Raw genomic sequence first — 24,668 nt, forward strand, 5'->3', positions numbered from 1 at the left:
GCGCCTGCATGACGAAGCGCAGGTGTAGTAGCTTAGACTTGGTAACTATCAGAGTTAGAGATGCGGTCTGCTGATTCCCAGCCGCTGCACAGAAGGTGATTAATTGAACGACATGGCGAAAAACCTGGTCCTGTGGCTGATCATTGCAGCCGTGCTGGTCACGGTGATGAACAATTTTTCCGGCAAGGCTGAAACCCATCGGCTGAATTATTCCGAGTTCATCGAGCAGGTCAAGGAAGGCAAGGTTGAGCAGGTCACTGTGGATGGCTATGTCATCAGTGGCAAGCGTGCCGATGGCTCGACCTTCGAAACGGTGCGGCCGGCGATTCAGGACAATGGTCTGATCGGCGATCTGATCGACAACAAGGTCACGGTGGTTGGCAAGCAGCCCGAGCAACAGAGCATCTGGACCCAGTTGCTGGTGGCCAGCTTTCCGATCCTGGTGATTATTGCCGTCTTCATGTTCTTCATGCGCCAGATGCAGGGTGGCGCCGGCGGCAAGGGCGGGCCAATGGGCTTTGGCAAAAGCAAGGCGCGCCTGCTCTCCGAGGATCAGGTCAAGACCACCTTTGCCGATGTCGCCGGTTGTGACGAGGCCAAGGAAGAAGTCAGCGAGCTGGTCGAGTTTCTGCGTGACCCCGGTAAGTTCCAGCGTTTGGGTGGGCGGATTCCGCGCGGCGTGCTGATGGTCGGCTCGCCGGGTACCGGCAAGACGCTGCTTGCGAAAGCGGTGGCTGGCGAAGCCAAGGTGCCGTTCTTCACCATTTCCGGTTCTGACTTTGTCGAAATGTTTGTCGGTGTCGGAGCCAGTCGTGTGCGCGATATGTTCGAGCAGGCCAAGAAACACGCCCCCTGCATCATTTTTATCGATGAAATCGATGCCGTCGGTCGGCATCGTGGTGCCGGTATGGGCGGTGGTCATGACGAGCGTGAGCAGACCCTCAACCAGTTGCTGGTGGAGATGGACGGCTTCGAAATGAATGATGGAGTAATTGTTATCGCCGCCACCAACCGGCCGGATGTACTTGATCCTGCGCTGTTGCGGCCAGGGCGTTTCGATCGCCAGGTGGTAGTGGGTCTGCCGGATATCCGCGGTCGTGAGCAGATACTTCAGGTGCATATGCGCAAGGTGCCGATGGGCGATGATGTGCAGGCCGCAGTGATTGCCCGCGGTACGCCAGGCTTTTCGGGGGCGGATCTGGCCAATCTGGTCAACGAGGCTTCGCTGTTTGCAGCCCGTGCCGGCAAGCGTCTGGTCGAGATGAAGGAGTTCGAGCTGGCCAAGGACAAGATCATGATGGGCGCCGAGCGCAAGTCGATGGTCATGTCGGACAAGGAAAAGCTCAACACCGCCTACCATGAGGCGGGGCATGCGATTGTCGGACGCCTGGTGCCCGAGCATGACCCGGTCTACAAGGTCTCCATCATTCCGCGCGGCCGCGCTCTGGGCGTAACCATGTTCCTGCCGGAAGAGGATCGTTACAGCCTGTCCAAGCGTGCGCTTACCAGCCAGATATGCTCGTTGTTCGGTGGTCGAATCGCCGAAGAAATGACCCTCGGTTTCGATGGGGTCACCACGGGGGCCTCGAATGACATCATGCGTGCTACCCAGCTGGCAAAGAACATGGTGACCAAGTGGGGGCTTTCAGAAAAGCTCGGCCCGATGATGTACGCGGAAGAAGAAGGTGAGGTTTTCCTCGGGCGCAGCATGGGCACCCAGCACAGCAATGTGTCTGGAGACACTGCCAAGCTGATTGATCAGGAAGTACGTGGCCTGATTGATCAATGTTACGGGACGGCCAAGCAATTGCTCGCCGACAATCGCGACAAGCTGGACTTGATGGCGCAAGCGTTGATGAAATATGAAACCATCGATGCCGACCAGATTGACGACATCATGAATGGTCGCCCTGCGCGTGAGCCCAAGGACTGGAATGATGGGGGCTCCGGAGTGACCGCAGCACCCGAGCCAGACAAGGCCGAGTCCGGGCCTGATGCACCCATTGGCGGCCCTGCAAGCGAACATTAAGGCTTTTGCATGAGTTTGCAGAATCTTGCGCGGCTTTCCTGTGGAAGCCGCGTTCTTGATTTAAGCCTGCCGCAGGTGATGGGAGTGCTCAATGTCACTCCTGATTCCTTTTCCGATGGCGGTCGTTTTCTAGATATCGACACTGCGTTGCACCATGCCGAAAGCATGGTTGCCGCAGGCGCTGCACTGGTGGATGTGGGGGGTGAATCAACCCGGCCGGGAGCACGCAAGATATCCGAAGCGGAAGAGTTGCAGCGGGTCGCGCCAGTGATTGAGGCGATTGCTGCCCGTCTGGATGTGATCATCTCGGTGGATACCTCTTCGCCTGCCGTGATGCGTGAATCTGCACGGCTTGGTGCCGGCATGATCAATGATGTCCGTGCCTTGCGTGCTGAAGGAGCGTTGCAGGCTGCGGCAGACAGCGGTTTGCCGGTGTGTCTGATGCATATGCGAGGCGACCCTGACACCATGCAGCAGCAGACATGCTACGAAGACCTGCTGGCAGAGGTGCAAGGTTTCCTGTCTGGGCGCATCCAGGCATGCGAGGCGGCCGGCATTCCTGCCGGGCGTATAGTGCTGGATCCCGGTTTTGGGTTTGCCAAGACGCTGGAACAGAATTTGAGCCTGTTCAAGCACCTTGAGCGCCTGCAACAGCTTGGCCGGCCTTTGCTGGTTGGAGTGTCGCGCAAAAGCATGATCGGCGCCGTGCTGGGTCGCGAGGCGAATGATCGGCTCTATGGTAGTTTGGCGCTAGCGGCCCTGGCGGCTGCCCGTGGCGTCAATATCCTGCGTGTGCATGATGTTGCCGAAACCCTGGATGTGGTGCGCATGGTTAATGCAGTGGTTGCTGCAAAATAATAAAAAGGATTTGCTGATGAGCAGAAAATACTTTGGCACCGATGGCATTCGTGGTCATGTCGGCCAGTACCCGATCACGCCGGATTTCATGCTCAAACTGGGCTGGGCTGCGGGTATGGCATTCCGCAAGCAGGGTAGCTGCAAGGTCATGATCGGCAAGGACACGCGAATATCCGGCTACATGTTCGAATCTGCGCTGGAGGCGGGCTTATCTGCTGCCGGAGCTGACGTGATGCTGCTCGGCCCAATGCCGACACCGGCCATTGCCTATCTGACGCGTACTTTTCATGCGGATGCCGGGATTGTTATCAGTGCCTCGCACAATCCGCATTCCGACAATGGCATCAAGTTTTTCTCCGGACAGGGGACCAAGTTGCCCGATGAAGTCGAGTCGATGATCGAGGAATTGCTCGATCAGCCAATGACAGTGGTGGACTCGGCCAGTCTGGGCAAGGTGTCGCGCATTAATGATGCTGCAGGTCGTTACATCGAATTTTGCAAGAGCAGTGTGCCGACCGGCACCGAGTTCTCCGGACTCAAGCTGGTCATTGATTGTGCCCATGGGGCAGCCTACAAGGTTGCGCCAAGCGTATTTCGCGAGTTGGGCGCGCAGGTTGAGGTGCTCTCCGCGCAACCCAATGGTCTGAACATCAATGACGGCTGTGGTTCGACTTATTTGCAACCGTTGCAGGCGGCAGTGGTTGAGCGTCAGGCTGACCTGGGGATAGCCTTTGATGGTGATGCCGATCGGGTGTTGATGGTCGATCGTCATGGCGCGATTGTTGATGGCGATGACCTGCTGTTCCTGATTGCCAAGGACCTGCATCAGCGCGGCAAGCTGAACGGCGGCGTGGTCGGCACGCTGATGAGTAATCTGGGTCTTGAATTGGCATTCAAGGATCTGGGTATCCCGTTTGTGCGTGCAAATGTCGGTGATCGTTATGTCACGGGTGAGTTGCTCGCCCGGGGCTGGCAGTTAGGCGGTGAAAATTCCGGTCATATTCTTTGTTGTCACTTCACGACAACGGGTGATGCGATCATTGCTGCGTTGCAAGTCCTGATGGCGCTCAAGCGTGCCGGGACGGATCTGGACCTGGCGTTGCAGGCGCGCGAGAAGTGCCCGCAGGTCTTGATCAATGTCCGCTACAAGGGCGACGTGAATCCGGCGGAACACCCCGTTGTGGTAAGGGCATCCGAGGAAGTGACGGCGAAAATGGCCGGGAGGGGTCGGGTCCTGTTGCGCAAGTCAGGCACCGAACCGCTGGTCCGGGTGATGGTGGAGGGTGACGATGCGGCGCAGGTGCAGGCTTATGCCGAGCAATTGGCAAAGGTGGTAATTGACGTCTGTGGCTGATTCGGCTTGCCACATTCAGGGTGCTTGGGTAACATCTGCGCCCACTTTGATCGGCGAGGTTGAGTATGCGTCGCGCCATGGTTGCTGGTAACTGGAAGATGCACGGTACCCGCTCCAGCGTACGTGAGCTGATCGGTGCGCTTTTGCAGCAGAAACTTCCGGACAATGTTGATGTGGCGGTGTTTCCACCCAGCCTGTTCATTGCGGAAGTGGTGCAGGCCTTAGCGGAAACTTCGTTGGCTGTTGGTGGGCAGACCTGTGCGGCGCAAGCCGGGCAAGGTGCGCTGACCGGTGAAATAGCTTCATCCCAGTTGGCTGATGCAGGATGCGAACTGGTACTGGTAGGGCACTCCGAGCGACGTCTGATTCTTGGTGAAAGTGACGAGCTGGTTGCGCAAAAGTTTGCTGCAGCATTGGCTGCGGGATTGACTCCGGTGTTATGTGTCGGCGAAACCCTTGAGCAGCGCGAAGCAGGGGAAACCTTGCAGGTCGTGTCCCGGCAGTTGGCTGAGGTGATAAGGGTTTCGGGGATTGCTGCAATGGCTCGAGCGATAATCGCGTACGAGCCGGTATGGGCGATCGGGACAGGGCTTACGGCTTCTCCCGAACAGGCTCAGGATGTACATGAAGCGATACGCCTGCAACTGGCTGCGCAGGATGCTGGTGTGGCGCAGGTTACAAGAATTCTGTATGGCGGCAGTGTCAAGGCCGCCAATGCTGCCGAGTTGTTCGGTATGCCGGATATCGATGGGGGGTTGATTGGTGGTGCCTCCCTCAATGCGAATGAGTTTGGCGCGATTTGTCGTGCCGCAGGAAATTGAGAAATGCTTGAGTCTGTAGTTGTCGTTTTTCACCTTTTGGCTGCGCTGGGCGTTGTCGTGCTGGTATTGCTGCAGCAGGGCAAGGGTGCTGATGCGGGTGCTTCGTTTGGTGCAGGAGCTTCGGCTACTGTATTTGGCAGCCAGGGATCATCTACTTTTTTGAGTAGGTTTACTGCTATACTCGCGGCCGTTTTTTTCGCCAGCAGTTTGAGTCTTGGCTATTTCGCCAAGGAAAAAGCTGCTGCGATGGGTTCGCAGGGTCTTCCTTCGCCAGCAGCGCTTGAGATTCCTCAGGAGCAGCCAGCGGTCAGTGATGTACCTGTGCTCGAGTCGCAAACAAAGGCTGCCGGTGATTCTGCCGACGTGCCGGCGGCTCCGGAGCAGAAGTAAGAGTTTTGCCGAGGTGGTGGAATTGGTAGACACGCTACCTTGAGGTGGTAGTGGCCTTAGGCTGTAGGGGTTCGAGTCCCCTCCTCGGTACCAATTAACAAGAAAGCCCGCCAAGTGCGGGCTTTCTTGTTGCAGGGTGTTTGGTTGACCCTAATGTAGCCTGGCCGTATACTTCGTGCCCGGCTTTGCTCCTGGGTTCTTAACCTGGTAGCTAGTCGGGCATGAAGCTCTTGCGAGCGTCAGGTGCGCTGGCTCTGCAGGTAGCTGTCTCTGAGCCCCTTTTTAGGGGCTTTTTGTTAGCTGGACAGACTGTTGTCGATTTTGTGTCGGGCGGTCTGAATGGATGGGCGTTTCGCCCATTTTTTATTTTTAGGCGTGTGTGAGGAGTGGGCCAGGTGTCGAGCAAGCTAGAACAGTTGCAAGCCTTGTTGGCTCCGGTTATCGAGGCGCTGGGGTACGAGTGCTGGGGTTTGGAGTTCCTTTCACAGGGTCGCCATTCCTTGTTGCGTATCTACATTGATCATGCGAACGGCATCCTCGTTGAGGATTGTGAGAAAGTCAGTCGCCAGGTCAGCGGCGTGCTTGATGTTGAAGACCCCATAAGCAATGAGTACACGCTTGAGGTTTCTTCTCCGGGTATGGACCGGCCCCTGTTTACGCTTGAGCAATTTGCCAAGCATGCCGGAGAGCTGGTGAAGATAAAGTTGCGCTCACCCTATGAGGGGCGGCGCAATTATCAGGGCTCCCTCCGGGGGGTTGAAGAGCAGGATGTAGTGGTGCTGGTGGATGATCACGAGTATCTGTTGCCGATTGATTTGATCGATAAGGCCAACATCGTTCCGCGTTTTGATTAAGGCGCGGATTACGCGGATCCAATGGATTGCGAAACACGAGGCGTGCAATGAGCAAAGAAATACTGCTAGTTGTTGAGTCGGTGTCCAATGAAAAGGGCGTACCGGCGAGCGTTATATTTGAGGCGCTTGAATTGGCGCTGGCGACGGCAACCAAGAAAGGCTATCCCGACGAAGCAGAGTTGCGGGTCGCGATTGATCGGCATACCGGTAACTACGAGACCTTCCGTTGCTGGACGGTTGTTGAAGATGCCGATCTGGAAAACGATGAAGCCGAATTGACCGTCGAGCAGGCCCAGGAACGCAAGCCTGGAGCGAAGGTTGGTGATGTCCTCGAGGACAAGATCGATTCGATCGAGTTCGGCCGGATCGCTGCGCAGACCGCCAAGCAGGTCATCGTGCAGAAGGTTCGTGAAGCCGAACGCGCCATGGTCGTGGATGCTTACCGCGACCGTATCGACGAAATCATTTCCGGCACGGTCAAGAAAGTTACTCGCGACAGTGTGATTGTTGACCTGGGTAACAATGCCGAGGCCATGCTCGCCCGCGAAGATATCATTCCACGCGAAACCTTCCGCGTCGGCACGCGTCTGCGTGCTTTGCTCAAGGAAATCCGCAGCGAGAATCGCGGGCCGCAACTGATTCTTTCGCGTACCGCGCCGCAGATGCTGATCGAACTGTTCAGCATCGAAGTGCCGGAAATTGCCGAAGGGTTTATCGAGATCATGGCTGCGGCACGGGATCCTGGTTCGCGCGCCAAGATCGCCGTGCGTTCAAAGGACAAGCGGATTGATCCGCAAGGTGCCTGCATCGGCATGCGTGGTTCGCGTGTTCAGGCTGTGTCCGGCGAGATCGGTGGCGAACGGGTGGATATCGTCCTCTGGGATGACAATGCTGCGCAGTTCGTGATCAATGCCATGGCGCCGGCTGAAGTGGCTGCGATTATCGTCGACGAAGATACCCACACCATGGATATCGCCGTAGCCGAGGATAATCTGGCTCAGGCTATCGGCCGTGGCGGTCAGAATGTACGACTGGCCAGCCAGCTGACTGGCTGGACGCTCAATGTCATGAGCGAAGAAGACATTCAGGCCAAGCAGCAAGCCGAGACCGGAGACATTCTTCAGCACTTTGTTGCAGAGCTGGATGTTGATGAGGAGCTTGCACAGGTGCTGGTTGACGAGGGCTTCACCAGCCTCGAAGAGATTGCCTATGTGCCGATGGAAGAGATGCTCAGCATTGATGGTTTTGACGAGGATATCGTCAATGAGCTGCGCGCCCGGGCAAAAGACCGTCTCTTGACCAAAGCGATTGCTACTGAAGAAATTCTGGCGGATATCCATCCGGCGGATGACTTGCTTTCGCTTGAAGGCATGAATAGTGAACTGGCGGTGGAGCTTGCCCAGCGAGGCGTAGTGACCCGTGAAGATTTAGCCGAGCAGTCAGTTGATGACCTGCTCGACATCGGCGGTATCGATGCAGATCGTGCCGGCAAGCTGATCATGGCAGCCCGGGCCCACTGGTTCGAATAAGTTGCTGCCACAGGAGAGAAGTGCATGACGCAAGTCACGGTGAAAGAACTGGCCCAGGTGGTCAACACGCCCGTGGAGCGCCTACTGCAGCAAATGCAAGAGGCAGGACTGCCGCACGCCAGTGCCGATCAGGTTGTAACTGATACAGAGAAGCAAGCTTTGCTTGCGCATCTCAAGGGCAGTCACGGCGAAAAAGTGGAAGAACCGCGCAAGATTACCTTGCAGCGCAAAACCACATCCACGCTGAAAGTTGCTGGAAGCAAAACTGTCAGTGTGGAAGTCCGCAAAAAGAAAACCTACGTCAAGCGCAGTCCTGCTGAGCTTGAAGCGGAGCGCCAGCGCGAGCTGGATGAGCAGCGTGCCATTGAAGAGGCGGCGCGGGTTCAGGCAGAAATAGCTGCAGCCAAGCAGGCAGAAGCTGGTGCCAAAGTCGAGGAGCCGGTGGCTCCGGTCAAGCCGGAATTGCCTGCAGCGCCAAGCGACGAGATGGTGCTTGCAGCGGTAGCTGACGCGATTCCGCTGGACGTCAAGCCGGCCGAGCGCAAAAAGAGCGATGAAGTCCGTCGCCCCGAGCGTGCACGCAGCGACGATGAAGAGCGTCGTGATCGCAAGCATGTGCAGCACCGGCCGTCGATCAAGGAAAAAGAAAAAGTACCGGCACCGCGGGTTGCTCCGCGTACTACTGATGATGAAAGCGACAGCTTTGGCCGTCGTGGCGGTCGTGGTGGCAAGTCGAAGCTCAAGAAACGCAATCAACACGGGTTCCAGAGCCCAGCAGGACCCATAGTGCGAGATGTAAACATCGGCGAAACCATCACAGTGGCTGATCTGGCTGCACAGATGACGATCAAGGGCGCCGAAGTTGTAAAGTTCATGTTCAAGCTCGGCACCCCGGTTACCATCAATCAGGTGCTGGATCAGGAAACTGCCCAGTTGATCGCCGAGGAGTTTGGCCACAAGGTCAAGCTGGTCAGTGACAACGCGCTGGAAGAAGCCCTGGCCGAATCCCTGAAGTTCACTGGCGAAGCGCAATCGCGTGCTCCGGTAGTGACCGTCATGGGTCACGTCGATCATGGCAAGACTTCCCTGCTCGACTACATTCGTCGCGCCAAGGTGGCTGCCGGCGAAGCGGGCGGGATTACCCAGCATATCGGTGCCTACCATGTGGAAACCGATCGCGGCATGGTCACTTTCCTGGATACTCCGGGTCACGCGGCGTTTACTGCCATGCGTGCCCGTGGCGCCAAGGCGACCGACATTGTCATCCTGGTGGTGGCGGCCGATGACGGCGTAATGCCGCAAACCATCGAAGCGGTGCAGCATGCCCGTGCAGCGGGTGTTCCGCTGGTAGTGGCGGTCAACAAGATCGACAAGCCGGGCGCCGATCTGGATCGCATCCGCAGTGAGTTGTCAGCCCACGAAGTGACTTCCGAAGAGTGGGGCGGTGATACGCCGTTCGTTCCGGTATCGGCCAAGCTGGGTACCGGCGTGGACGAGTTGCTTGAGGCGGTATTGCTGCAGGCCGAAATTCTAGAGCTCAAGGCAACCCCTTCGGCGCCAGGTCGTGGTGTGGTAGTTGAATCGCGTCTGGACAAGGGCCGCGGACCGGTGGCAACTGTGCTGGTTCAGGACGGTACTCTGCGTCAGGGCGATATGATTCTGGTCGGTTCCAACTTTGGCCGGATCCGCGCCATGCTGGACGAGAATGGCAAGTCCATCAAAGAAGCCGGTCCGTCGATTCCGGTCGAGATTCTCGGCCTGGATGGCACTCCGGATGCCGGTGACGACATGACCGTACTGGCTGACGAGAGAAAAGCCCGTGAAGTGGCGCTGTTCCGTCAAGGCAAGTTCCGCGAAGTGAAACTGGCGCGTGCCCATGCGGGCAAGCTGGAAAATATCTTCGAGAACATGGGTCAGGAAGAGAAGAAAACCCTCAACATCGTGCTCAAGTCCGATGTGCGCGGTTCGCTGGAAGCCCTGCAGGGGTCGCTTACCGGTCTGGGTAACGATGAAGTGCAGGTGCGTGTCGTTGGTGGCGGTGTCGGTGGTATCACCGAGAGCGATGCTAACCTGGCGCTGGCCTCGAATGCCGTTCTGTTTGGCTTCAACGTGCGGGCCGATGCCGGTGCGCGCAAGATTGTCGAGCAGGAAGGTCTGGATATGCGTTATTACAACGTGATCTACGACATCATCGAGGACGTCAAGAAAGCCCTGACCGGCATGCTCGGCAGCGACGTACGGGAGAACATCCTCGGTGTGGCTGAAGTGCGTGACGTGTTCCGCTCGCCGAAGTTTGGTGCGATTGCCGGTTGTATGGTCATCGAGGGTACGGTTTATCGCAACCGTCCGATTCGCGTTCTGCGCGACGATGTGGTGATCTTCGAGGGCGAACTGGAATCGTTGCGTCGCTTCAAGGACGATGCTGCCGAAGTGCGCAATGGCATGGAGTGCGGTATCGGCGTGAAGAGCTACAACGACGTCAAGGTTGGCGACAAGATCGAAGTGTTCGAGAAAGTACAGGTAGCCCGCAGCCTCTGAGGCGTGCAGTTGCAACACGCAGCGCCCGATCAGGCTTAGGCCTGATCGGGCGTTTGCCGCTTAAAGAGTCCCGCGGCCGCACAGCCCGGGGCGCATGCAGGTAGTTGAAATGCCGAAAGAATATAGCCGTACCCAGCGTATCGGCGATCAGATGCAGCGCGAGCTGTCACAGCTGATTCAGCGTGAAATCAAAGACCCCCGTGTTGGTCTGGTTACAGTCACTGCGGTCGAGGTCAGTCGCGACCTGTCCAACGCCAAGGTGTTTGTTACCGTCATGGGTCGTGAGGCCGATGACGCCACAGCCGTGGAAGAAAGCCGCAAGGTATTGCAGGGCGCCGCTGGTTTCCTGCGCATGCAGCTGGGCAAGGCCATGCAGTTGCGTACCGTGCCGCAATTGCGTTTCCACTATGACGCCAGCATCCGTCGTGGTGTTGAGTTGTCGGCATTGATCGAGCGTGCTGTGGCTGAAGACCAGCAGCACGGCGATAGCCCGGACGAACCCAAGGAGTAATCGGGTGGCTCAGGTAAAGCGCATCCGGCGCAAGGTCAATGGCATCCTGTTGCTCGACAAGCCACTGGGGCTGACCTCCAATGCCGCTTTGCAGAAAGTGCGCTGGCTGCTCAATGCGGAAAAGGCCGGTCATACCGGCAGCCTTGACCCGCTGGCCACCGGTGTGCTGCCGCTGTGTTTTGGGGAGGCCACCAAGTTTTCCCAGTATCTGCTGGATGCGGACAAGGGTTATGAAACCCTCATGCAGCTGGGCGCGACCACCACCACCGGGGATGCCGAAGGCGATGTGCTCGAGCGGCGCCCGGTAACTGTGGATGGCGCTGCCATTGAAGCCGTATTGCCACAGTTTCGTGGCGACATACGCCAGGTGCCGCCAATGTACTCGGCGCTGAAGAGGGACGGCCAGCCCCTCTACAAGCTGGCGCGTGCGGGAGAAGTAGTGGAGCGCGAGGCGCGATCTGTTACAATCGCGCGCCTCGAGCTGCTTGACTGCGCAGCCGACCGTGCGAGTTTGCGGGTTGCCTGCAGCAAGGGCACCTATATCCGTACCCTGGTTGAAGACATTGGTCAGGTGTTGGGATGCGGTGCCTACGTTGCCGCTTTACGGCGCACGCAGGCAGGCCCTTTCGGGCTGGAGCAGGCGGTAACGCTGGAAACTCTTGAACAACTGCATGCCGAAGGTGGTGCGCAGGCGCTGGATCAGTTTTTATTGCCGCCGGACAGCGGCTTGCAACATTGGCCGCTGCTGCAGTTCAGCGAACACAGCGCCTATTACTGGTTGCATGGCCAGCCGGTTCGCGCAGCGGATGCACCCAGGTTTGGCTGGGTGCGGGTACAGGATCATCAGGGACGTTTCATCGGTATCGGTGAAGTCTCCGAAGACGGGCGCATAGCGCCACGTCGACTGATTCGGTCAGAGTGACCGAAACGCTGCCTCGGGTTTTGTAGCCGGTGGCAGTTGGCAAAAGAGGGTGGCTGTCAGCAGGCATGGTCATTCCTCCCTTTAAAATACGGGAAGCAGTTCCCGGCCTGTTCACAATAAGGAGCCCATCATGGCACTTAGCGTTGAAGATAAAGCCCAGATCGTAAGCGAGTACCAGCAAGCTGAAGGCGATACCGGTTCTCCGGAAGTGCAGGTAGCCCTGCTCACCGCCAACATCAACAAGCTGCAAGGCCACTTCAAGGCCAACGGCAAAGATCACCACTCGCGTCGTGGTCTGATCCGTATGGTCAACCAGCGTCGCAAGCTGCTGGATTACCTGAAGGGTAAGGACTCCACTCGTTACAGCACCCTTATCGGTCGTCTGGGTCTGCGTCGTTAAGACGTGGCTCAGGCTGGAAGCTGGAAATCTGGAAGCACAGGTCGGGTTTACCCGGCCTGTGCTTTCGGCTTTCCGGCGGAAGGCTTTTTTACCCGGGTAGGCAGCTGGCCGACTCCACTGATTACCTCAGAATTATGCAAAAACCCGTTTCCCCCAAGGCAACCAAAGAGAAGGAAAACACCGTGAACCCGGTTATCAAGAAGTTTCAATTCGGTCAGTCGACCGTAACCCTCGAGACGGGCCGTATTGCCCGTCAGGCCTCCGGCGCAGTGCTGGTTACCGTTGATGATGACGTTGCAGTACTGGTCGCAGTGACCGGCGCGAAAAAAGCCGATCCAAGCAAAGGCTTCTTCCCGCTGTCCGTGCACTATCAAGAAAAAACCTACGCGGCCGGCAAGATCCCCGGTGGCTTCTTCAAGCGTGAAGCGCGTCCTTCCGAGAAAGAGACCCTGACTTCGCGTCTGATCGACCGTCCGATCCGCCCGCTGTTCCCCGAAGGCTTCCAGAACGAAGTGCAGGTTATCTGCACCGTGATTTCCACCAGCAAGAAGACTGATCCGGACATCGCTGCGATGATCGGTACTTCGGCAGCCCTGGCTATCTCCGGAATTCCGTTTGATGGCCCGATCGGTGCTGCCCGCGTGGCATTCCACCCGGAAACCGGTTACCTGTTGAACCCGACCTACGAGCAGCAGAAAGCGTCCAGCCTCGACATGGTTGTCGCGGGTACCAAAGATGCCGTGCTGATGGTTGAATCCGAAGCCAAAGAACTGACCGAAGACCAGATGCTCGGCGCGGTGCTGTTTGCCCACGAAGAGTTCCAGTCAGTGATCCAGGCCGTTACCGAACTGGCTGCTGAAACCGCCAAGCCGCGCTGGGACTGGCAGGCCAAGCCGGAAAACACCGAACTGCTCAACGCTATCCGTAGCGAGTTCGGCGCCGCTATCACCGAAGCTTACGCAATCACCGTCAAGCACGAGCGTTATGACCGTCTGGGCGAGCTGCGCAATCAGGTGGTTGCCAAGCTGGCCGTTGAAGATGGTCAGCCTTCGGCCGCTGAAGTGAAGGATGCCTTCGGCGAAATCGAATACCGCACCGTGCGCGAGAACATCGTTAACGGCAAGCCGCGCATCGACGGTCGTGACACGCGCACCGTACGTGGCCTGAACATCGAAGTTGGCGTACTGGCCAAGACCCACGGTTCGGCACTGTTCACCCGTGGCGAGACCCAGGCGCTGGTGGTGGCTACCCTCGGTACTTCGCGTGACGCGCAGTTCCTCGACACCCTTGAAGGCGAGAAGAAAGACCCCTTCATGCTGCACTACAACTTCCCGCCGTACTCGGTGGGCGAGTGTGGCCGCATGGGTGCTACCGGTCGCCGCGAAATCGGTCACGGTCGTCTGGCCCGCCGCAGTATTGCAGCCATGCTGCCGACCGCTGAAGACTTCCCGTACACCATCCGTGTGGTATCGGAAATCACCGAGTCCAACGGCTCCAGCTCGATGGCCTCGGTCTGTGGTGCCTCTCTGGCACTGATGGACGCCGGCGTACCGATGAAAGCACCGGTTGCCGGTATCGCCATGGGTCTGGTCAAGGAAGGCGACAAGTTTGCCGTACTGACCGACATCCTTGGCGACGAAGATCATCTGGGCGACATGGACTTCAAGGTAGCCGGTACCGCCAAGGGTGTCACCGCGCTGCAGATGGACATCAAGATCCAGGGCATCACCGAAGAAATCATGGAAATCGCACTGGGTCAGGCGCTCGAAGCGCGCCTGAATATCCTCGGCCAGATGAACCAGGTACTGGCTCAGTCGCGTAGCGAGCTGTCGGACAACGCACCGACCATGGTTGCCATGCGCATTGACCAGGACAAGATTCGCGACGTGATCGGCAAGGGCGGCGCGACCATTCGTGCCATCTGCGAAGAAACCAAGGCTTCGATCGACATCGAAGACGACGGTTCGATCAAGATCTTCGGCGAATCCAAGGAAGCTGCCGAAGCAGCCAAGCAGCGCGTACTGGCGATCACCGCAGAAGCGGAAATCGGCAAGATCTACGTCGGCAAGGTTGAGCGCATCGTCGACTTCGGTGCCTTCGTCAACATCCTGCCGGGCAAGGACGGTCTGGTGCACATCTCGATGCTGAGCGATCAGCGTGTCGAGAAGGTCACCGACGTACTCAAGGAAGGTCAGGAAGTGAAGGTACTGGTTCTGGACGTGGACAACCGCGGCCGGATCAAGCTGTCGATCAAGGATGTTGCTGCAGCTGAGGCTTCTGGCGCCTGACGCCGGAAGTGCTGGAGAAAAAGGGCCCTGCGGGGCCCTTTTTCATGGGTGCGTTACAGGCAGGGCCATCAGGCCCGCTATGCTTCCTTCAAGCGCAGCTTTTATCCAGCACAAAGCGCCGGATCAGCTGCAGCAGTGCTTCTTCGATCTGCGGGTAGGGAAGATCCTGTTCATTGGCTACCGCCGATGCACGGATCACCCCGACGAATGACCAGGTCAGCACGAAGGCTTCGGCTTTCGACAGGCGCCGTGTCTGGCCATGTTCGTCGGTTATGCCGCTGGAGCTGAGGATGCCGGCGACCATATTCGCGGTTTCATCCATGAAGTGGTGATTGCCTTGCGCCAGCGTATGGTTGATCAGCTCGCGATGTACCCGCGAGTGGTGGTCGAAGGCACCGAAGATGGTGCGAATCAGGATGCGCGCCTGCTCGTCGGGATTCTTGACGGTCTGCTCCTGCAGACTGCTGCGCAACTTGTCACTCACCTCGCGCAGTACGCGCTGCCCCAGTTTGTCGATGATTGCCTGCTTGTCGGCAAAGTACTGGTAAAGGGTGCCAATGCTGATGCCGGCGATTTCGGCGATGCGGTTGGTGGTCAGCCCGTCCAGACCATCCTTGTCGATCAGCTGTGTAGCGGCCTCCAATATGAGTTCCACCTTGAAGCGGGCGCGCTCCTGCAACGGCTTTCTGCGACTAACTGATTGATTGTTAAGGCTTTCATCTGTCATGTCGGGGTCTGATAAACGCGAGTATGAAAATATGAGTCTAACTCATATCCTTCCAGCTGCTTTAATCAGTGGGTAGCTGCCGGCGGCCGAAAGGCAAGCGCAGCCCTTTTCCCGAGTCTAATCAAGCAGTGAACCGAGCAGATATGAGCGACTCCTACCTGAATTTTGCAAACTCTTCCTTCGGCGCCAGACTGGCCGATCTCGTGGGCCTGCCCAAGCCGCTGCTGCTGGAGCGATACCGGCCCGATCAGCCGGTACTCGATGGCACCTTGTTGCTCGGTGGCGGAGCTGCGTCCGAGCTGTTGCAACCGCTGGCCAAGCTGTTTGCGGCTATGGGCGTACAGAGCGTGGCACACCGCGAGCTGCCGCAATGGCTGTCGATTGCCAATCAGCATGGCCTGCTCAGTGGCCGCTGGGGCGTGCAGGACAAGCCGGGAGCCAGGGTCAAGGCGCTGCTGTTTGACGCCACCGGCATGACCGACAGCAGCCAGTCAGATGCGCTCTACGGGTTCTTTCACGAGACTGTCCGCTCGGTATTGCCCTGTGGCCGGGTGATCGTCATTGGCCGTCCTCCCGAGGCCTGCTCGTCACCGCGCAAGGCCACCGTCCAGCGTGCGCTGGAAGGCCTGACCCGGGCGTTGGGCAAGGAGTTGAAGCGGGCCATCACCGTGAACCTGGTGTATTGCGCCGAAGGTGCCGAGGATCAGCTGGAAGCCACCTTGCGCTTCCTGCTCTCGCCGCGCTCCACCTATGTTTCGGCCCAGGTGATACGTGTCGGCCAGTCGACTCAGCCCGGTGCGCCTGAAATCAATTGGGCACAGCCGCTGGCCGGTAAAAAAGTGCTGGTAACCGGCGCCTCGCGCGGGATTGGCGCAGCAATTGCCGAAGTGATGGCACGCGATGGCGCGCAACTGATCTGTCTCGATGTGCCGCAGGCCCAGCAAGGTCTGGATGAAATCGCTGCACGTCTGGGCGGGCGAGCTCTGGCCATGGATATCTCGGCGCCGGAAGCGCCGGCACTGCTCAGCGAAGCGGCGCTGGCCGACGGTGGCTGGGATGTGGTGGTACACAACGCCGGCATCACCCGTGACAAGACCATCGCCAACATGAAAGCTGAACTCTGGCAGTCGGTGGTCAACGTCAACCTGTCGACACAGGAGCGTATCAACGATGCGCTGGTCGAGTCCGGTGCGCTCATGGCCGGTGCGCGGATTGTCTGTGTTTCCTCGATTTCCGGGATTGCCGGCAATCTCGGGCAAACCAACTACGCCTTCTCCAAGGCCGGCGTGATCGGCATGGTGCAGAGCATGGCACCGCTGCTGGCAGCGCGCGGCATCACCATCAATGCGGTGGCGCCGGGCTTTATCGAAACGCAGATGACTGCTGCCATCCCGTTTGCCATCCGCGAAGCCGGCCGGCGCATGAACTCCCTGGGGCAGGGCGGCTTGCCGGTGGATGTGGCAGAAACCATTGCCTGGCTGGCCAGTCCGGCTTCGGCAGGCCTTAACGGCAATGTGGTGCGTGTCTGCGGCCAAAGTCTGCTGGGTGCCTGAGCATGAAAAGGGTTGAAGTGACACAGGATCCCGGCCTGGCCGCTATGTTTTTCGCGGCGCTGGAAGCCAATCGCAAGCGGCCGGGCATAGTCGAACAGCTGCCCGAGGTCACCCTGGTTCGCCACCAGGTGACGCTGGATGCTGCGCATATCGACCGCTACAAGACGCTCTGCGGTTTTAGCCAGGCACAGGGAGTACCGCTGATCTATCCGCAGATGCTGACCTTTGCCCTGGTGATGCAGTACATGAACTCGGCGGATTGCCCCTGGCCGGCGCTGGGTACGGTGCATCTGGCCAATCTGATTGAACAGACGCGCAGTCTGCAGGCCGCTGATACGGTGCGGGTGGAGATGGCCACCGGCAAGCTTTTCGCCCATGAGAAAGGCCAGGTCTACACACTCGAACTGCGCATCTTTCGCGACGATGAACCGGTCTGGCGTGCTACCCAGAGCTTGCTGCGGCTGGGTGTCAAACAGCCGCGCGGTGAACCCTATGCCAGTCAGGTGGGGGGATCTGCTCCCTTGTCCTGTCAGGCACAGTTCAACGCTGCGGCGAATATCGGCAGGCGCTATGGCGCGGTGTCCGGCGACCGCAATCCGATCCACCTCAGCGCGCTCTCGGCCAGGCTGTTCGGCTTCCGCCGGGCCATCGCCCACGGCATGTGGAGCAAAGCCCGCGCGTTGGCGTGCGTGCTGCCCCAACAAACGCTGGAGCGCGTACGCGTGGCGGTGGATTTCAAGACGCCGCTGTTCCTGCCGGCGCAACCGACCCTGTGGACTGCGCGCAGCAACTGCGCGGCCCTGTTTGAAGTACGCGACAGCCGGGGGCAGAAGCCCCACCTGCGCGGCCAGCTTGACTACTGATTTGCAACTCTTTCCTGTGAGGTAATCCCTATGAGTACTATCCGTCGTGTCGCCATTCTGGGCGGTAACCGCATTCCGTTCGCCCGTTCCAACACCCTGTATGCCAAAGCCTCCAATCAGGAGATGCTTACTGCCACCCTGCAGGGCCTGATTGATCGCTTCAACCTGCACGGCGAGCGTCTGGGTGATGTGGCTGCCGGTGCGGTGATGAAGCATTCGCGGGACTTCAACCTGGTGCGCGAGTGCGTGCTGTCGACCACCCTGTCCCCGCAGACGCCGGCTTACGATTTGCAGCAAGCCTGCGGAACCGGACTGGAAGCGGTGATGCAGGTGGCCAACAAGATCGCCCTCGGCCACATTGACAGCGGTATTGCCGGCGGTGTGGATACCACCTCCGATGCGCCGATTGCGCTCAACGAAAAGTTGCGCAAAATCCTTCTCGAAGCCTCCCGCGCCAAAACCACCGCCCAGCGTCTGGCAGCCTTCACCGCCGTGCGCCCGGCGATGCTGGTCAGCCCTTCCTTGCCGCGCAATGGCGAGCCGCGTACCGGCCTGTCCATGGGCGAGCACGCCGAGTTGATGGCGCAGGAATGGAATATCAGCCGCGAAGCGCAGGATGAACTGGCGCTGAAGAGCCACCAGAATCTGGCCAGTGCTTATGACAGCGGCTTCTTTACCGATTTGCTGACGCCGTTCAATGGTGTGAGCAAGGACAATAACCTGCGCGCTGATCTGACCATCGAGAAATTGCGCACGCTCAAGCCGGTGTTCGACAAGAAAGTCGCGCCCGGGCAAGGCACCCTGACCGCAGGCAACTCGACGCCGCTTACCGATGGCGCCTCGGCGGTGCTGCTGGCCAGCGAAGAGTGGGCCAGCGCGCGCAATATTCCGGTACTGGCCTACATCACCTTCAGTGAAGTGGCAGCGATCGATTTCTTCGACAAGAAAGAAGGCCTGCTGATGGCTCCGGCTTACGCAGTGCCACGCATGCTCGAACGTGCCGGTCTGAAACTGCAGGATTTCGACTTCTACGAAATCCACGAGGCCTTCGCTGCGCAGGTGCTGTGCACCCTGGATGCCTGGCAGGACAAGACCTTCTGCAAGGAACGTCTGGGTCTGGCCAAGCCGCTGGGCAAGATCGACCTGAAGAAACTCAATATCAACGGCAGTTCGCTGGCCGCGGGTCACCCCTTCGCTGCCACCGGTGGCCGTATCGTCGCCACGCTGGCCAAGATGCTGGCGCAGAAAGGTTCCGGCCGCGGCCTGATCTCCATCTGTGCCGCCGGCGGTCAGGGCGTGGTCGCCATCCTCGAAAGGTAATTGCCATGTTGAAGTACCAGGCGCCACTGCGCGATATGCGCTTCCTGCTCAATGAAGTGCTCGACTACCCGGCGCATTACCGCAGCCTGCCCAACGGCGCCGATGCCACGCCGGAGATGGTCGATGCGATTCTCGACGGCGCAGCCACGCTCTGTGAGGAAGTGCTGGCACCGCTGAATGCCTCCGGGGATGCCGAAGGCTGTCATTTCAAGGACGGCGTGGTCACCACGCCTGCCGGTTTCAAGGAGGCGTACGCGCAGTTTGTCGCTGGCGGCTGGCAGGGTGTGTCCTTCCCGGAAGAGTTCGGCGGTCAGGGACTGCCGATGTCGCTCAACGTGTTCAAGTCGGAAATGATGGGCACGGCCAACTGGTCGTTCACCATGTACCCGGGGCTGAGCGTGGGCTGCATCAACACGCTGATGCAGTACGCCAGTGCGGAACAGAAAGCGGCCTATCTGCCGCGTCTGGTCGCCGGCCAGTGGAGCGGCACCATGTGCCTTACCGAAGCCCAGTGCGGCACCGATCTGGGCCAGCTGAAGACCCGCGCCGAAGCGCAGGCCGATGGCAGTTACCGGTTGACCGGCAGCAAGATATTCATCTCCGCCGGCGAGCATGATCTGGCTGAAAACATCATTCACATCGTGCTGGCCCGCCTGCCCGATGCCCCGGCCGGAACGCGCGGCATCTCGTTATTCGTGGTGCCCAAGTTCAAGCTGAATGCCGATCACTCGCTGGGCGAGCGCAATGCGGTGAACTGCGGTGCCATCGAACACAAGATGGGCATCCGTGCCTCGGCTACTGCCACGCTGAACTTCGACGGCGCCACCGGCTACATGCTCGGTGAGCAGAACAAGGGGCTGGAAGCCATGTTCACCTTCATGAACACGGCGCGCATCGGCACCGCGATTCAGGGCGTCTGCCATGCCGAGCTGTCGTTTCAGGGTGCCTTGCCGTATGCCCTGGAACGTCGCTCGATGCGTGCCCTGTCGGGCAAGAAAGAACCTGATCAGGTTGCCGATGCGCTGATCTGGCATCCGGATGTGCGGCGCATGCTGCTCACGCAGAAGGCGATTGCCGAAGGCGGCCGGGCAATGATCTACAGCGCGGCGCAGATTGCCGACAAGATGTTCAGCTCGCTGCTGGCCGGTGACCAGCTAAAGTACGAAGCCTATGACAGCGAGTTGGGCTTCTTTACGCCGATCCTCAAGGGCTTCATTACCGAACTGGGGCTGGAGGCGGCCAACCTGGGCATGCAGGTGTTCGGCGGGCATGGCTATATCCAGGATCACGGCATGGAGCAGATTGCCCGCGATGCGCGCATCGCCACCCTCTACGAAGGCACCACCGGCATCCAGGCCCTCGACCTGCTCGGGCGCAAGGTGCTGCTGGGCAGCAAGGGCAAGTGCGTGCGCGACTTCACCGGCACAGTGCTGCGCTTTGCCAGACCGCATGCGTTGAGTCGTGGCCCGCTGGGCAAGATGGCGCGCAGCCTGATCTGCCGCAGCCTGCAATGGAACCTGCTGACCACCCGGTTGTTGCTGCGCTCGGCCCGCGACCGCGAACAGGTCGGTGCGGCCAGTTTCGATTTCCTGATGTATTCGGGCTACGTGATGATGGGCTACTTCTGGGCGCTGCAGGCGGCCAAAGCCAGCCAGTTACTGGCCGCTGGTGGCGGTGAGGCACCGGCTGAGTTCTATCAGGCGAAAATCGACACCGCCGAATTCTACTTCGCCCGCCTGTTGCCGCGCGCCAATAGCCACTACGCTGCGGCACTGGCCTCCACCGCTTCACTGATGCAGACCGACAAGGCTAGCCTGCGGATCAACTGACTTTCATGGGTGGCCTGGCGGCTACTATCTAGGTGATGCTGAACTACAAAGCGCCTTCGTAGCACTGACTTACAGATCATTGCTACGAGGGGCTAGTTTGCAGCGTTCCAGCTCAAGGCGACGCATGTACCAGGCGTTATGCAGCAGGCCGTATAGGCGGGAGTGTTGCTGTGGTTGAATAACCCCGTGTATCAGCAGATCACCAATTTGCTGACGCGTTAGCCGACTGATTTTAGCAAGCTTGGCAACTGAAAGCGCTTCGCGCACCTTCTGCATATCACTTTTCAAATGTATATGGTGGATAGTCGAACCTCCTTTCTGTATTGAGAATAAGGTTAACAAGAAGGATCTGTTTTTGGCTGATGGTATCTGGATAATTAATCTTTTCCTATATTGTTACTTGAGGAAGCTGTTTCTGTTTATGCTGACATGCAAGTAAGTGCGAAGGCCTGCATCAGGTTTCGGAATGGCCTCAATTGGGTCACGTTTTTTGTGATAAATAAAATCGAAATAGAAATGTTTGGCCGCGACTCTGATAAGCCAGAAGTCGCGGCCTGGATCGTGGAAGTAATCTAACTGCTCATGTTCAGGGTATTAATTCGATGCAACCTGAGTTCCGCATTTCTTGGCTATTGAGGTTTGCTCGACTGCATCATGCTCGCCTTTCAAACTTGCATATTCAGCTTCTTGAGCGTCATTGCCACCAAGAGCGAACAGAGCAGGCCAAAAAAGAAGTCCGCCTCCCCAAGCTATTGCCGTATCGTGAGATGAAGCTGTATCAAGTTGACCTGCAAGGTGGCTGGCTTTCATTTGAATACGTTGTGCTTCGCTAGAAAGTTGGGCGCAATCATATGTCTGATATTGCACAGGAGAGACATAACTTGTTGCGACATCTTTTGAAGCGGTGGCGCAACCAGAAATGATGAACGCACTAGCTAAAACCATTGCAACTGACTTTTTCATTTTTATCTCTCATCGTTTAATTAAATTTTCTTTCCGATGAGTTAATGCTAAAGAACTAGAGTCAGTTCCAGAACTGAACGTTTCCCATATCAGGTATGCACCATGTTCAACCTGCGAAGTATCGATCTGAACCTGCTGCCGGTGTTCGAGGCGGTTTACGAGGAGCGCAACCTTTCACGGGCGGCGGAGCGGCTGGGGATGAGTCAGTCGGCGGTGAGCCATGCGCTGACGCGGCTGCGTGATCTGCTGCGTGATGATCTGTTTATCCGCTTGCCGCAGGGAGTGCAGCGCACGCCGCTGGCCGACCTTGTTTATCTGCGCGTGCGCGATTCATTGGCAGGTGTACGGGATTTGCTGGGGGAAACCCGGGTGTTCGATCCGGCGACTTCAGAACGACGCTTTCAGGTGTCCATACCGCATCCGCTGGGGCCGTTGCTGGCCCAGAAAATGAGGGATCAACTGGCTGTAACCGCGCCAGGTATCGTTCTGGAGTTCAATACGCGCTCATTGCCGGTCGGGCTGGAGCGCAAGCTGGAAGATGGCCGGGTGGATCTGGTCGTGGACTGGATGGTGCCGCAAGGTGGAGCTTTCCGTACGCTTGAGCTGTTCAATGACTGTTTGATGCTGGTTGCCCGGCCAGAGCATCCGGGCTTCATGGCATCTGGCATTGGTCAACTCATAGCAACCGCCCGGTTTGTGGTCATGCGCAAGCGCCGCAGAGTTGAAGAGATACCTTTTGTGCAGCAGGTGATCGGGCTAATTCCGGAAATGCAGTTGCTGGAAATGTCGGAGCAGCTGGAAGTGTTGCTGATAGCGAGCCGTACGGATCGTATTGGCATTACCCCCAGGAGCCTGGGTGATCTGGCAAAGCAGTCATTCGGGTTGGAACTGCTGCCATTTACCTTTGGCGATAAAGACATACCGATTTCGCTGATCTGGCATGAGAGCCGCGAGAACGATCCTGCCCATGCCTTTCTGCGTGAGCAGCTGGCCAGTGGGATGCGGCAGTTCGCCAGGGATAATTTGCTGTTGCCGGGCTAAACCAATTCCTGCGAAACCACCTGATTGCGCCCGCGGCCCTTGCCGCTGTAAAGGCGCTGGTCCACACAGCGATACAGTTCATCAACGCTGCGGCCATCCAGTGGCCATTCTGCGATGCCGAAGGTGGCGGACAGTTCGATGCTGTGTTTGCCGTATTGCAGCGGTGTGTTGCACAGCTGTACGCGCAGGGCTTCCACCAGTGGTTCCGCGCGGGCACGATCGGTATTGCGCAGAATCAGGGCGAACTCTTCGCCACCCAGCCGGCCCAGGGTATCGGTAATGCGCAGGCGTTCGCCGAGTACGCTGCAGGTGTGCTGCAGTGCCTTGTCGCCGGCATCATGCCCCCACTGGTCGTTGACTGACTTGAAATGGTCGATGTCGAGAATCACCAGCGTCAGCGGGTTATGGCTTCTTTCGGCTTCATGGATGCTTTGAATCAGGCTCTGTTCGAAGCTGCCCCGGTTGGCTACACCGGTCAGGGCATCGGTGCGGGCAATGCGCTGCAGTTCCTGATAGGCCTCGGTACGTCGGCCCTCGTATATGTGCATGAACAGGATGATCAGCACGCCGCAGGCTACAGCGTTGACCAGATCGATAAGGCTCGTTGCCTCCAGTGAAATTTCATATTTGAAGAGATAAAGCGCAACTGCCAGCAAACCGAAGGGCACGCTGAGCAGGCCCCCGCCGACACGCCCGAGCAGCAGATAGCAAAGCACCGGCGCCAGGTACGCCCACACGAAGGCAGTGGCAGACGCGCCAGGCATCACGATTATGTAGAGCAGAAAGGAGAACACCAGCACGGTGTAAAGGTTTACCACCAGCAACGGGTTGCGCACGGTAGGGAAGCGCCAGGCGAACCAGAACAGCAGCAGCGTGGCAATCAACTCCAGGCTGGCAAATACATGGTTGCCAGCCAGAAACTGCAGCACGCAGAAGGTTCCCAGCGTGACACCCGTCCCGGCAAACATCAGGCGCACCAGTGCCATCCAGTTACCGTCATGCAGACCGGAGTTGAAGCTTACTGGATGCAGCAAACTGTGGGTTGAGGGCTTATTGGTCATGTCTGATCGGGCGTCTTGAGACCTGGCAAGCGCAGTGTGGATCAAGAACAACCATGCCTTCAACCTTAAATTGGCCGGTTGGATGCTGTATTCGTTGCGCCGTGCGGCTCATCATTGCTTGCGTTTGCTGTCGACCCTGACCAGCCGGCCACCTTCGAAGCGCAGGAACTGGTACATGCCGTTGCGGGGGGCGTAGCTCCATTCTTCGACCTGCAATTCATAACTTTCGCCATAGTTGCCGGTGCGTATGACACTGCCGAGCAGGTCGCGGGCGATGGGTTCGCCGCACTTCTGCAGCACTTCACTGGTGGTGCTGCCGGCGCTGACCAGACCGTTGCCGCAGCGCAGGGTAGTGGAGGCCGATGCGCTGTGGCAGGCCAGCAGGAGGATGAAGGCGGGCAAGGCGGGAAATCGGTTCACGGTAGGTCTGGTCCTGGCAGAGGGGGCAATTTTTGATTCAGGCGCAGGCTGGATTTCAGTCCGCCCGGCGATTTGCCGGCAACCAATGGATTACTGGTTACGCCGGAACTCGATGTTGGTCAGCTTGTTGCCGGTGAAGGTCAGAATGTAATAGGCGCCGTTGGGTGGGCCATAGACCCACTCCGTAATGGGCAGGGACTGGTTGCCATAGACGTCCGTGGTGTAGCCGACCTGATCGCGTAGCGCGGGGGCGCCACATTTGTGTTCCACCTCGAAAGTGCGGTCACCAAGGCTGACCAGCTTGCGCCCGCAGCGCCAGGTGTCATCGGCACTGGCCAGCGCTGGCAGGAGCATTGCAAGGCCGATGCAGAACAAGTACTTGAACATCCGGGAACCC

The 24,668-nt window shown here is 58.4% G+C and carries 22 protein-coding genes and 1 tRNA gene; 18 read left to right on the forward strand and 5 right to left on the reverse strand.

Translation table 11 applies throughout. The features are described 5' to 3' along the window. The first annotated feature begins 112 nt into the window (after nt 1-112). The 13 genes from ftsH (at nt 113) to pnp (ending at nt 14,494) form a co-directional block, all read left to right on the forward strand. A complete protein-coding gene (gene ftsH, locus BLT89_RS02785; protein WP_090192989.1) occupies nt 113-2,029 on the forward strand; it encodes an ATP-dependent zinc metalloprotease FtsH in 1,917 nt (638 codons plus the stop codon). Between the two features lie 9 nt (nt 2,030-2,038). Next, nucleotides 2,039-2,887 (forward strand): dihydropteroate synthase, encoded by an 849-nt coding sequence (folP, locus tag BLT89_RS02790; RefSeq protein ID WP_090192990.1) that lies wholly within the window; start codon nt 2,039-2,041, stop codon nt 2,885-2,887. 16 nt (nt 2,888-2,903) lie between these two features. Further along, the gene (gene glmM, locus BLT89_RS02795; RefSeq protein WP_090192991.1) at nt 2,904-4,241 is read left to right on the forward strand and encodes a phosphoglucosamine mutase; all 1,338 of its coding nucleotides are present in this window, start codon (nt 2,904-2,906) and stop codon (nt 4,239-4,241) included. Nucleotides 4,242-4,306: 65 nt separating this feature from the next. Further along, nucleotides 4,307-5,062, forward strand: a complete 756-nt coding sequence (gene tpiA / locus BLT89_RS02800; protein WP_090192992.1) for a triose-phosphate isomerase — start codon at nt 4,307-4,309, stop codon at nt 5,060-5,062. A 3-nt stretch (nt 5,063-5,065) separates the two neighbouring features. Continuing rightward, the gene (gene secG / locus BLT89_RS02805; protein ID WP_090192993.1) at nt 5,066-5,452 is read left to right on the forward strand and encodes a preprotein translocase subunit SecG; all 387 of its coding nucleotides are present in this window, start codon (nt 5,066-5,068) and stop codon (nt 5,450-5,452) included. Between the two features lie 7 nt (nt 5,453-5,459). Next, a tRNA-Leu gene (locus BLT89_RS02810) sits at nt 5,460-5,545 on the forward strand. Nucleotides 5,546-5,847: 302 nt separating this feature from the next. Further along, on the forward strand, nt 5,848-6,306 hold the full coding sequence (rimP, locus tag BLT89_RS02815) for a ribosome maturation factor RimP (protein WP_090192994.1): 459 nt from the start codon (nt 5,848-5,850) through the stop codon (nt 6,304-6,306). Between the two features lie 47 nt (nt 6,307-6,353). Then, nucleotides 6,354-7,835, forward strand: coding sequence for a transcription termination factor NusA (gene nusA, locus BLT89_RS02820; protein ID WP_090192995.1), 1,482 nt, complete (start codon nt 6,354-6,356; stop codon nt 7,833-7,835). A gap of 24 nt (nt 7,836-7,859) precedes the next feature. Continuing rightward, on the forward strand, nt 7,860-10,373 hold the full coding sequence (infB, locus tag BLT89_RS02825; RefSeq protein WP_090192996.1) for a translation initiation factor IF-2: 2,514 nt from the start codon (nt 7,860-7,862) through the stop codon (nt 10,371-10,373). A gap of 109 nt (nt 10,374-10,482) precedes the next feature. Then, the gene (gene rbfA, locus BLT89_RS02830) at nt 10,483-10,884 is read left to right on the forward strand and encodes a 30S ribosome-binding factor RbfA (protein ID WP_090198631.1); all 402 of its coding nucleotides are present in this window, start codon (nt 10,483-10,485) and stop codon (nt 10,882-10,884) included. Nucleotides 10,885-10,888: 4 nt separating this feature from the next. Beyond that, complete coding sequence (truB, locus tag BLT89_RS02835) at nt 10,889-11,806, forward strand: tRNA pseudouridine(55) synthase TruB (protein WP_090192997.1); 918 nt, start codon at nt 10,889-10,891, stop codon at nt 11,804-11,806. Nucleotides 11,807-11,936: 130 nt separating this feature from the next. Beyond that, nucleotides 11,937-12,206 (forward strand): 30S ribosomal protein S15, encoded by a 270-nt coding sequence (gene rpsO / locus BLT89_RS02840; protein ID WP_090192998.1) that lies wholly within the window; start codon nt 11,937-11,939, stop codon nt 12,204-12,206. Between the two features lie 182 nt (nt 12,207-12,388). Next, on the forward strand, nt 12,389-14,494 hold the full coding sequence (gene pnp, locus BLT89_RS02845) for a polyribonucleotide nucleotidyltransferase (protein WP_090192999.1): 2,106 nt from the start codon (nt 12,389-12,391) through the stop codon (nt 14,492-14,494). A gap of 88 nt (nt 14,495-14,582) precedes the next feature. Here the strand turns inward: pnp and BLT89_RS02850 are convergent, their stop codons facing one another. Then, nucleotides 14,583-15,137, reverse strand: coding sequence for a TetR/AcrR family transcriptional regulator (locus tag BLT89_RS02850; RefSeq protein WP_157718770.1), 555 nt, complete (start codon nt 15,135-15,137; stop codon nt 14,583-14,585). Nucleotides 15,138-15,364: 227 nt separating this feature from the next. Between BLT89_RS02850 and BLT89_RS02855 the strand changes: the two genes are divergently transcribed. Genes BLT89_RS02855 through BLT89_RS02870 form a run of 4 tightly spaced genes read left to right on the forward strand, consistent with a single transcriptional unit; the run spans nt 15,365 to nt 20,786 of the window. After that, nucleotides 15,365-16,774 carry a 3-oxoacyl-ACP reductase gene (locus BLT89_RS02855; RefSeq protein ID WP_090193001.1) on the forward strand — a complete coding sequence of 470 codons (1,410 nt, stop codon included), beginning with the start codon at nt 15,365-15,367 and terminating at the stop codon, nt 16,772-16,774. A gap of 2 nt (nt 16,775-16,776) precedes the next feature. Continuing rightward, nucleotides 16,777-17,637: a MaoC family dehydratase gene (locus tag BLT89_RS02860; RefSeq protein WP_090193002.1), complete on the forward strand. Its 861-nt coding sequence runs from the start codon at nt 16,777-16,779 to the stop codon at nt 17,635-17,637. Nucleotides 17,638-17,667: 30 nt separating this feature from the next. Continuing rightward, nucleotides 17,668-18,957, forward strand: coding sequence for an acetyl-CoA C-acetyltransferase (locus tag BLT89_RS02865; RefSeq protein WP_090193003.1), 1,290 nt, complete (start codon nt 17,668-17,670; stop codon nt 18,955-18,957). A gap of 5 nt (nt 18,958-18,962) precedes the next feature. Next, complete coding sequence (locus BLT89_RS02870) at nt 18,963-20,786, forward strand: acyl-CoA dehydrogenase C-terminal domain-containing protein (protein WP_090193004.1); 1,824 nt, start codon at nt 18,963-18,965, stop codon at nt 20,784-20,786. A gap of 594 nt (nt 20,787-21,380) precedes the next feature. On the opposite strand, the gene BLT89_RS17540 is transcribed toward BLT89_RS02870, so the two are convergent. Beyond that, nucleotides 21,381-21,749, reverse strand: coding sequence for a hypothetical protein (locus BLT89_RS17540; protein WP_157718771.1), 369 nt, complete (start codon nt 21,747-21,749; stop codon nt 21,381-21,383). A 102-nt stretch (nt 21,750-21,851) separates the two neighbouring features. On the opposite strand from BLT89_RS17540, the gene BLT89_RS02880 reads away from it, so the two are divergent. Further along, a complete protein-coding gene (locus tag BLT89_RS02880) occupies nt 21,852-22,790 on the forward strand; it encodes a LysR family transcriptional regulator (RefSeq protein WP_090193006.1) in 939 nt (312 codons plus the stop codon). On the opposite strand, the gene BLT89_RS02885 is transcribed toward BLT89_RS02880, so the two are convergent. The 3 genes from BLT89_RS02885 to BLT89_RS02895 form a co-directional block, all read right to left on the reverse strand. Further along, a complete protein-coding gene (locus tag BLT89_RS02885) occupies nt 22,787-23,851 on the reverse strand; it encodes a GGDEF domain-containing protein (protein ID WP_090193007.1) in 1,065 nt (354 codons plus the stop codon). The two genes, BLT89_RS02880 and BLT89_RS02885, sit on opposite strands and share 4 nt — an antisense overlap. Nucleotides 23,852-23,962: 111 nt before the next feature. Next, nucleotides 23,963-24,271 (reverse strand): DUF2845 domain-containing protein, encoded by a 309-nt coding sequence (locus tag BLT89_RS02890; protein ID WP_231975055.1) that lies wholly within the window; start codon nt 24,269-24,271, stop codon nt 23,963-23,965. Between the two features lie 90 nt (nt 24,272-24,361). After that, a complete protein-coding gene (locus BLT89_RS02895; RefSeq protein WP_090193008.1) occupies nt 24,362-24,658 on the reverse strand; it encodes a DUF2845 domain-containing protein in 297 nt (98 codons plus the stop codon). Nucleotides 24,659-24,668 lie beyond the last annotated feature (10 nt).

This window comes from Pseudomonas pohangensis (assembly GCF_900105995.1).
Lineage (GTDB): Bacteria > Pseudomonadota > Gammaproteobacteria > Pseudomonadales > Pseudomonadaceae > Aquipseudomonas > Aquipseudomonas pohangensis.

Coding starts and splice junctions, on each gene's coding strand:
- rpsO (WP_090192998.1), top strand. CDS start 11,937: ATGGCACTTAGCGTTGAAGATAAAGCCCAGATCGTAAGCGAGTACCAG.
- BLT89_RS02870 (WP_090193004.1), top strand. CDS start 18,963: ATGTTGAAGTACCAGGCGCCACTGCGCGATATGCGCTTCCTGCTCAAT.
- rbfA (WP_090198631.1), top strand. CDS start 10,483: ATGCCGAAAGAATATAGCCGTACCCAGCGTATCGGCGATCAGATGCAG.
- folP (WP_090192990.1), top strand. CDS start 2,039: ATGAGTTTGCAGAATCTTGCGCGGCTTTCCTGTGGAAGCCGCGTTCTT.
- infB (WP_090192996.1), top strand. CDS start 7,860: ATGACGCAAGTCACGGTGAAAGAACTGGCCCAGGTGGTCAACACGCCC.
- BLT89_RS17540 (WP_157718771.1), bottom strand. CDS start 21,749: ATGAAAAAGTCAGTTGCAATGGTTTTAGCTAGTGCGTTCATCATTTCT.
- BLT89_RS02895 (WP_090193008.1), bottom strand. CDS start 24,658: ATGTTCAAGTACTTGTTCTGCATCGGCCTTGCAATGCTCCTGCCAGCG.
- BLT89_RS02855 (WP_090193001.1), top strand. CDS start 15,365: ATGAGCGACTCCTACCTGAATTTTGCAAACTCTTCCTTCGGCGCCAGA.
- ftsH (WP_090192989.1), top strand. CDS start 113: ATGGCGAAAAACCTGGTCCTGTGGCTGATCATTGCAGCCGTGCTGGTC.
- nusA (WP_090192995.1), top strand. CDS start 6,354: ATGAGCAAAGAAATACTGCTAGTTGTTGAGTCGGTGTCCAATGAAAAG.
- BLT89_RS02865 (WP_090193003.1), top strand. CDS start 17,668: ATGAGTACTATCCGTCGTGTCGCCATTCTGGGCGGTAACCGCATTCCG.
- glmM (WP_090192991.1), top strand. CDS start 2,904: ATGAGCAGAAAATACTTTGGCACCGATGGCATTCGTGGTCATGTCGGC.
- BLT89_RS02860 (WP_090193002.1), top strand. CDS start 16,777: ATGAAAAGGGTTGAAGTGACACAGGATCCCGGCCTGGCCGCTATGTTT.
- BLT89_RS02885 (WP_090193007.1), bottom strand. CDS start 23,851: ATGACCAATAAGCCCTCAACCCACAGTTTGCTGCATCCAGTAAGCTTC.
- tpiA (WP_090192992.1), top strand. CDS start 4,307: ATGCGTCGCGCCATGGTTGCTGGTAACTGGAAGATGCACGGTACCCGC.
- BLT89_RS02880 (WP_090193006.1), top strand. CDS start 21,852: ATGTTCAACCTGCGAAGTATCGATCTGAACCTGCTGCCGGTGTTCGAG.
- secG (WP_090192993.1), top strand. CDS start 5,066: ATGCTTGAGTCTGTAGTTGTCGTTTTTCACCTTTTGGCTGCGCTGGGC.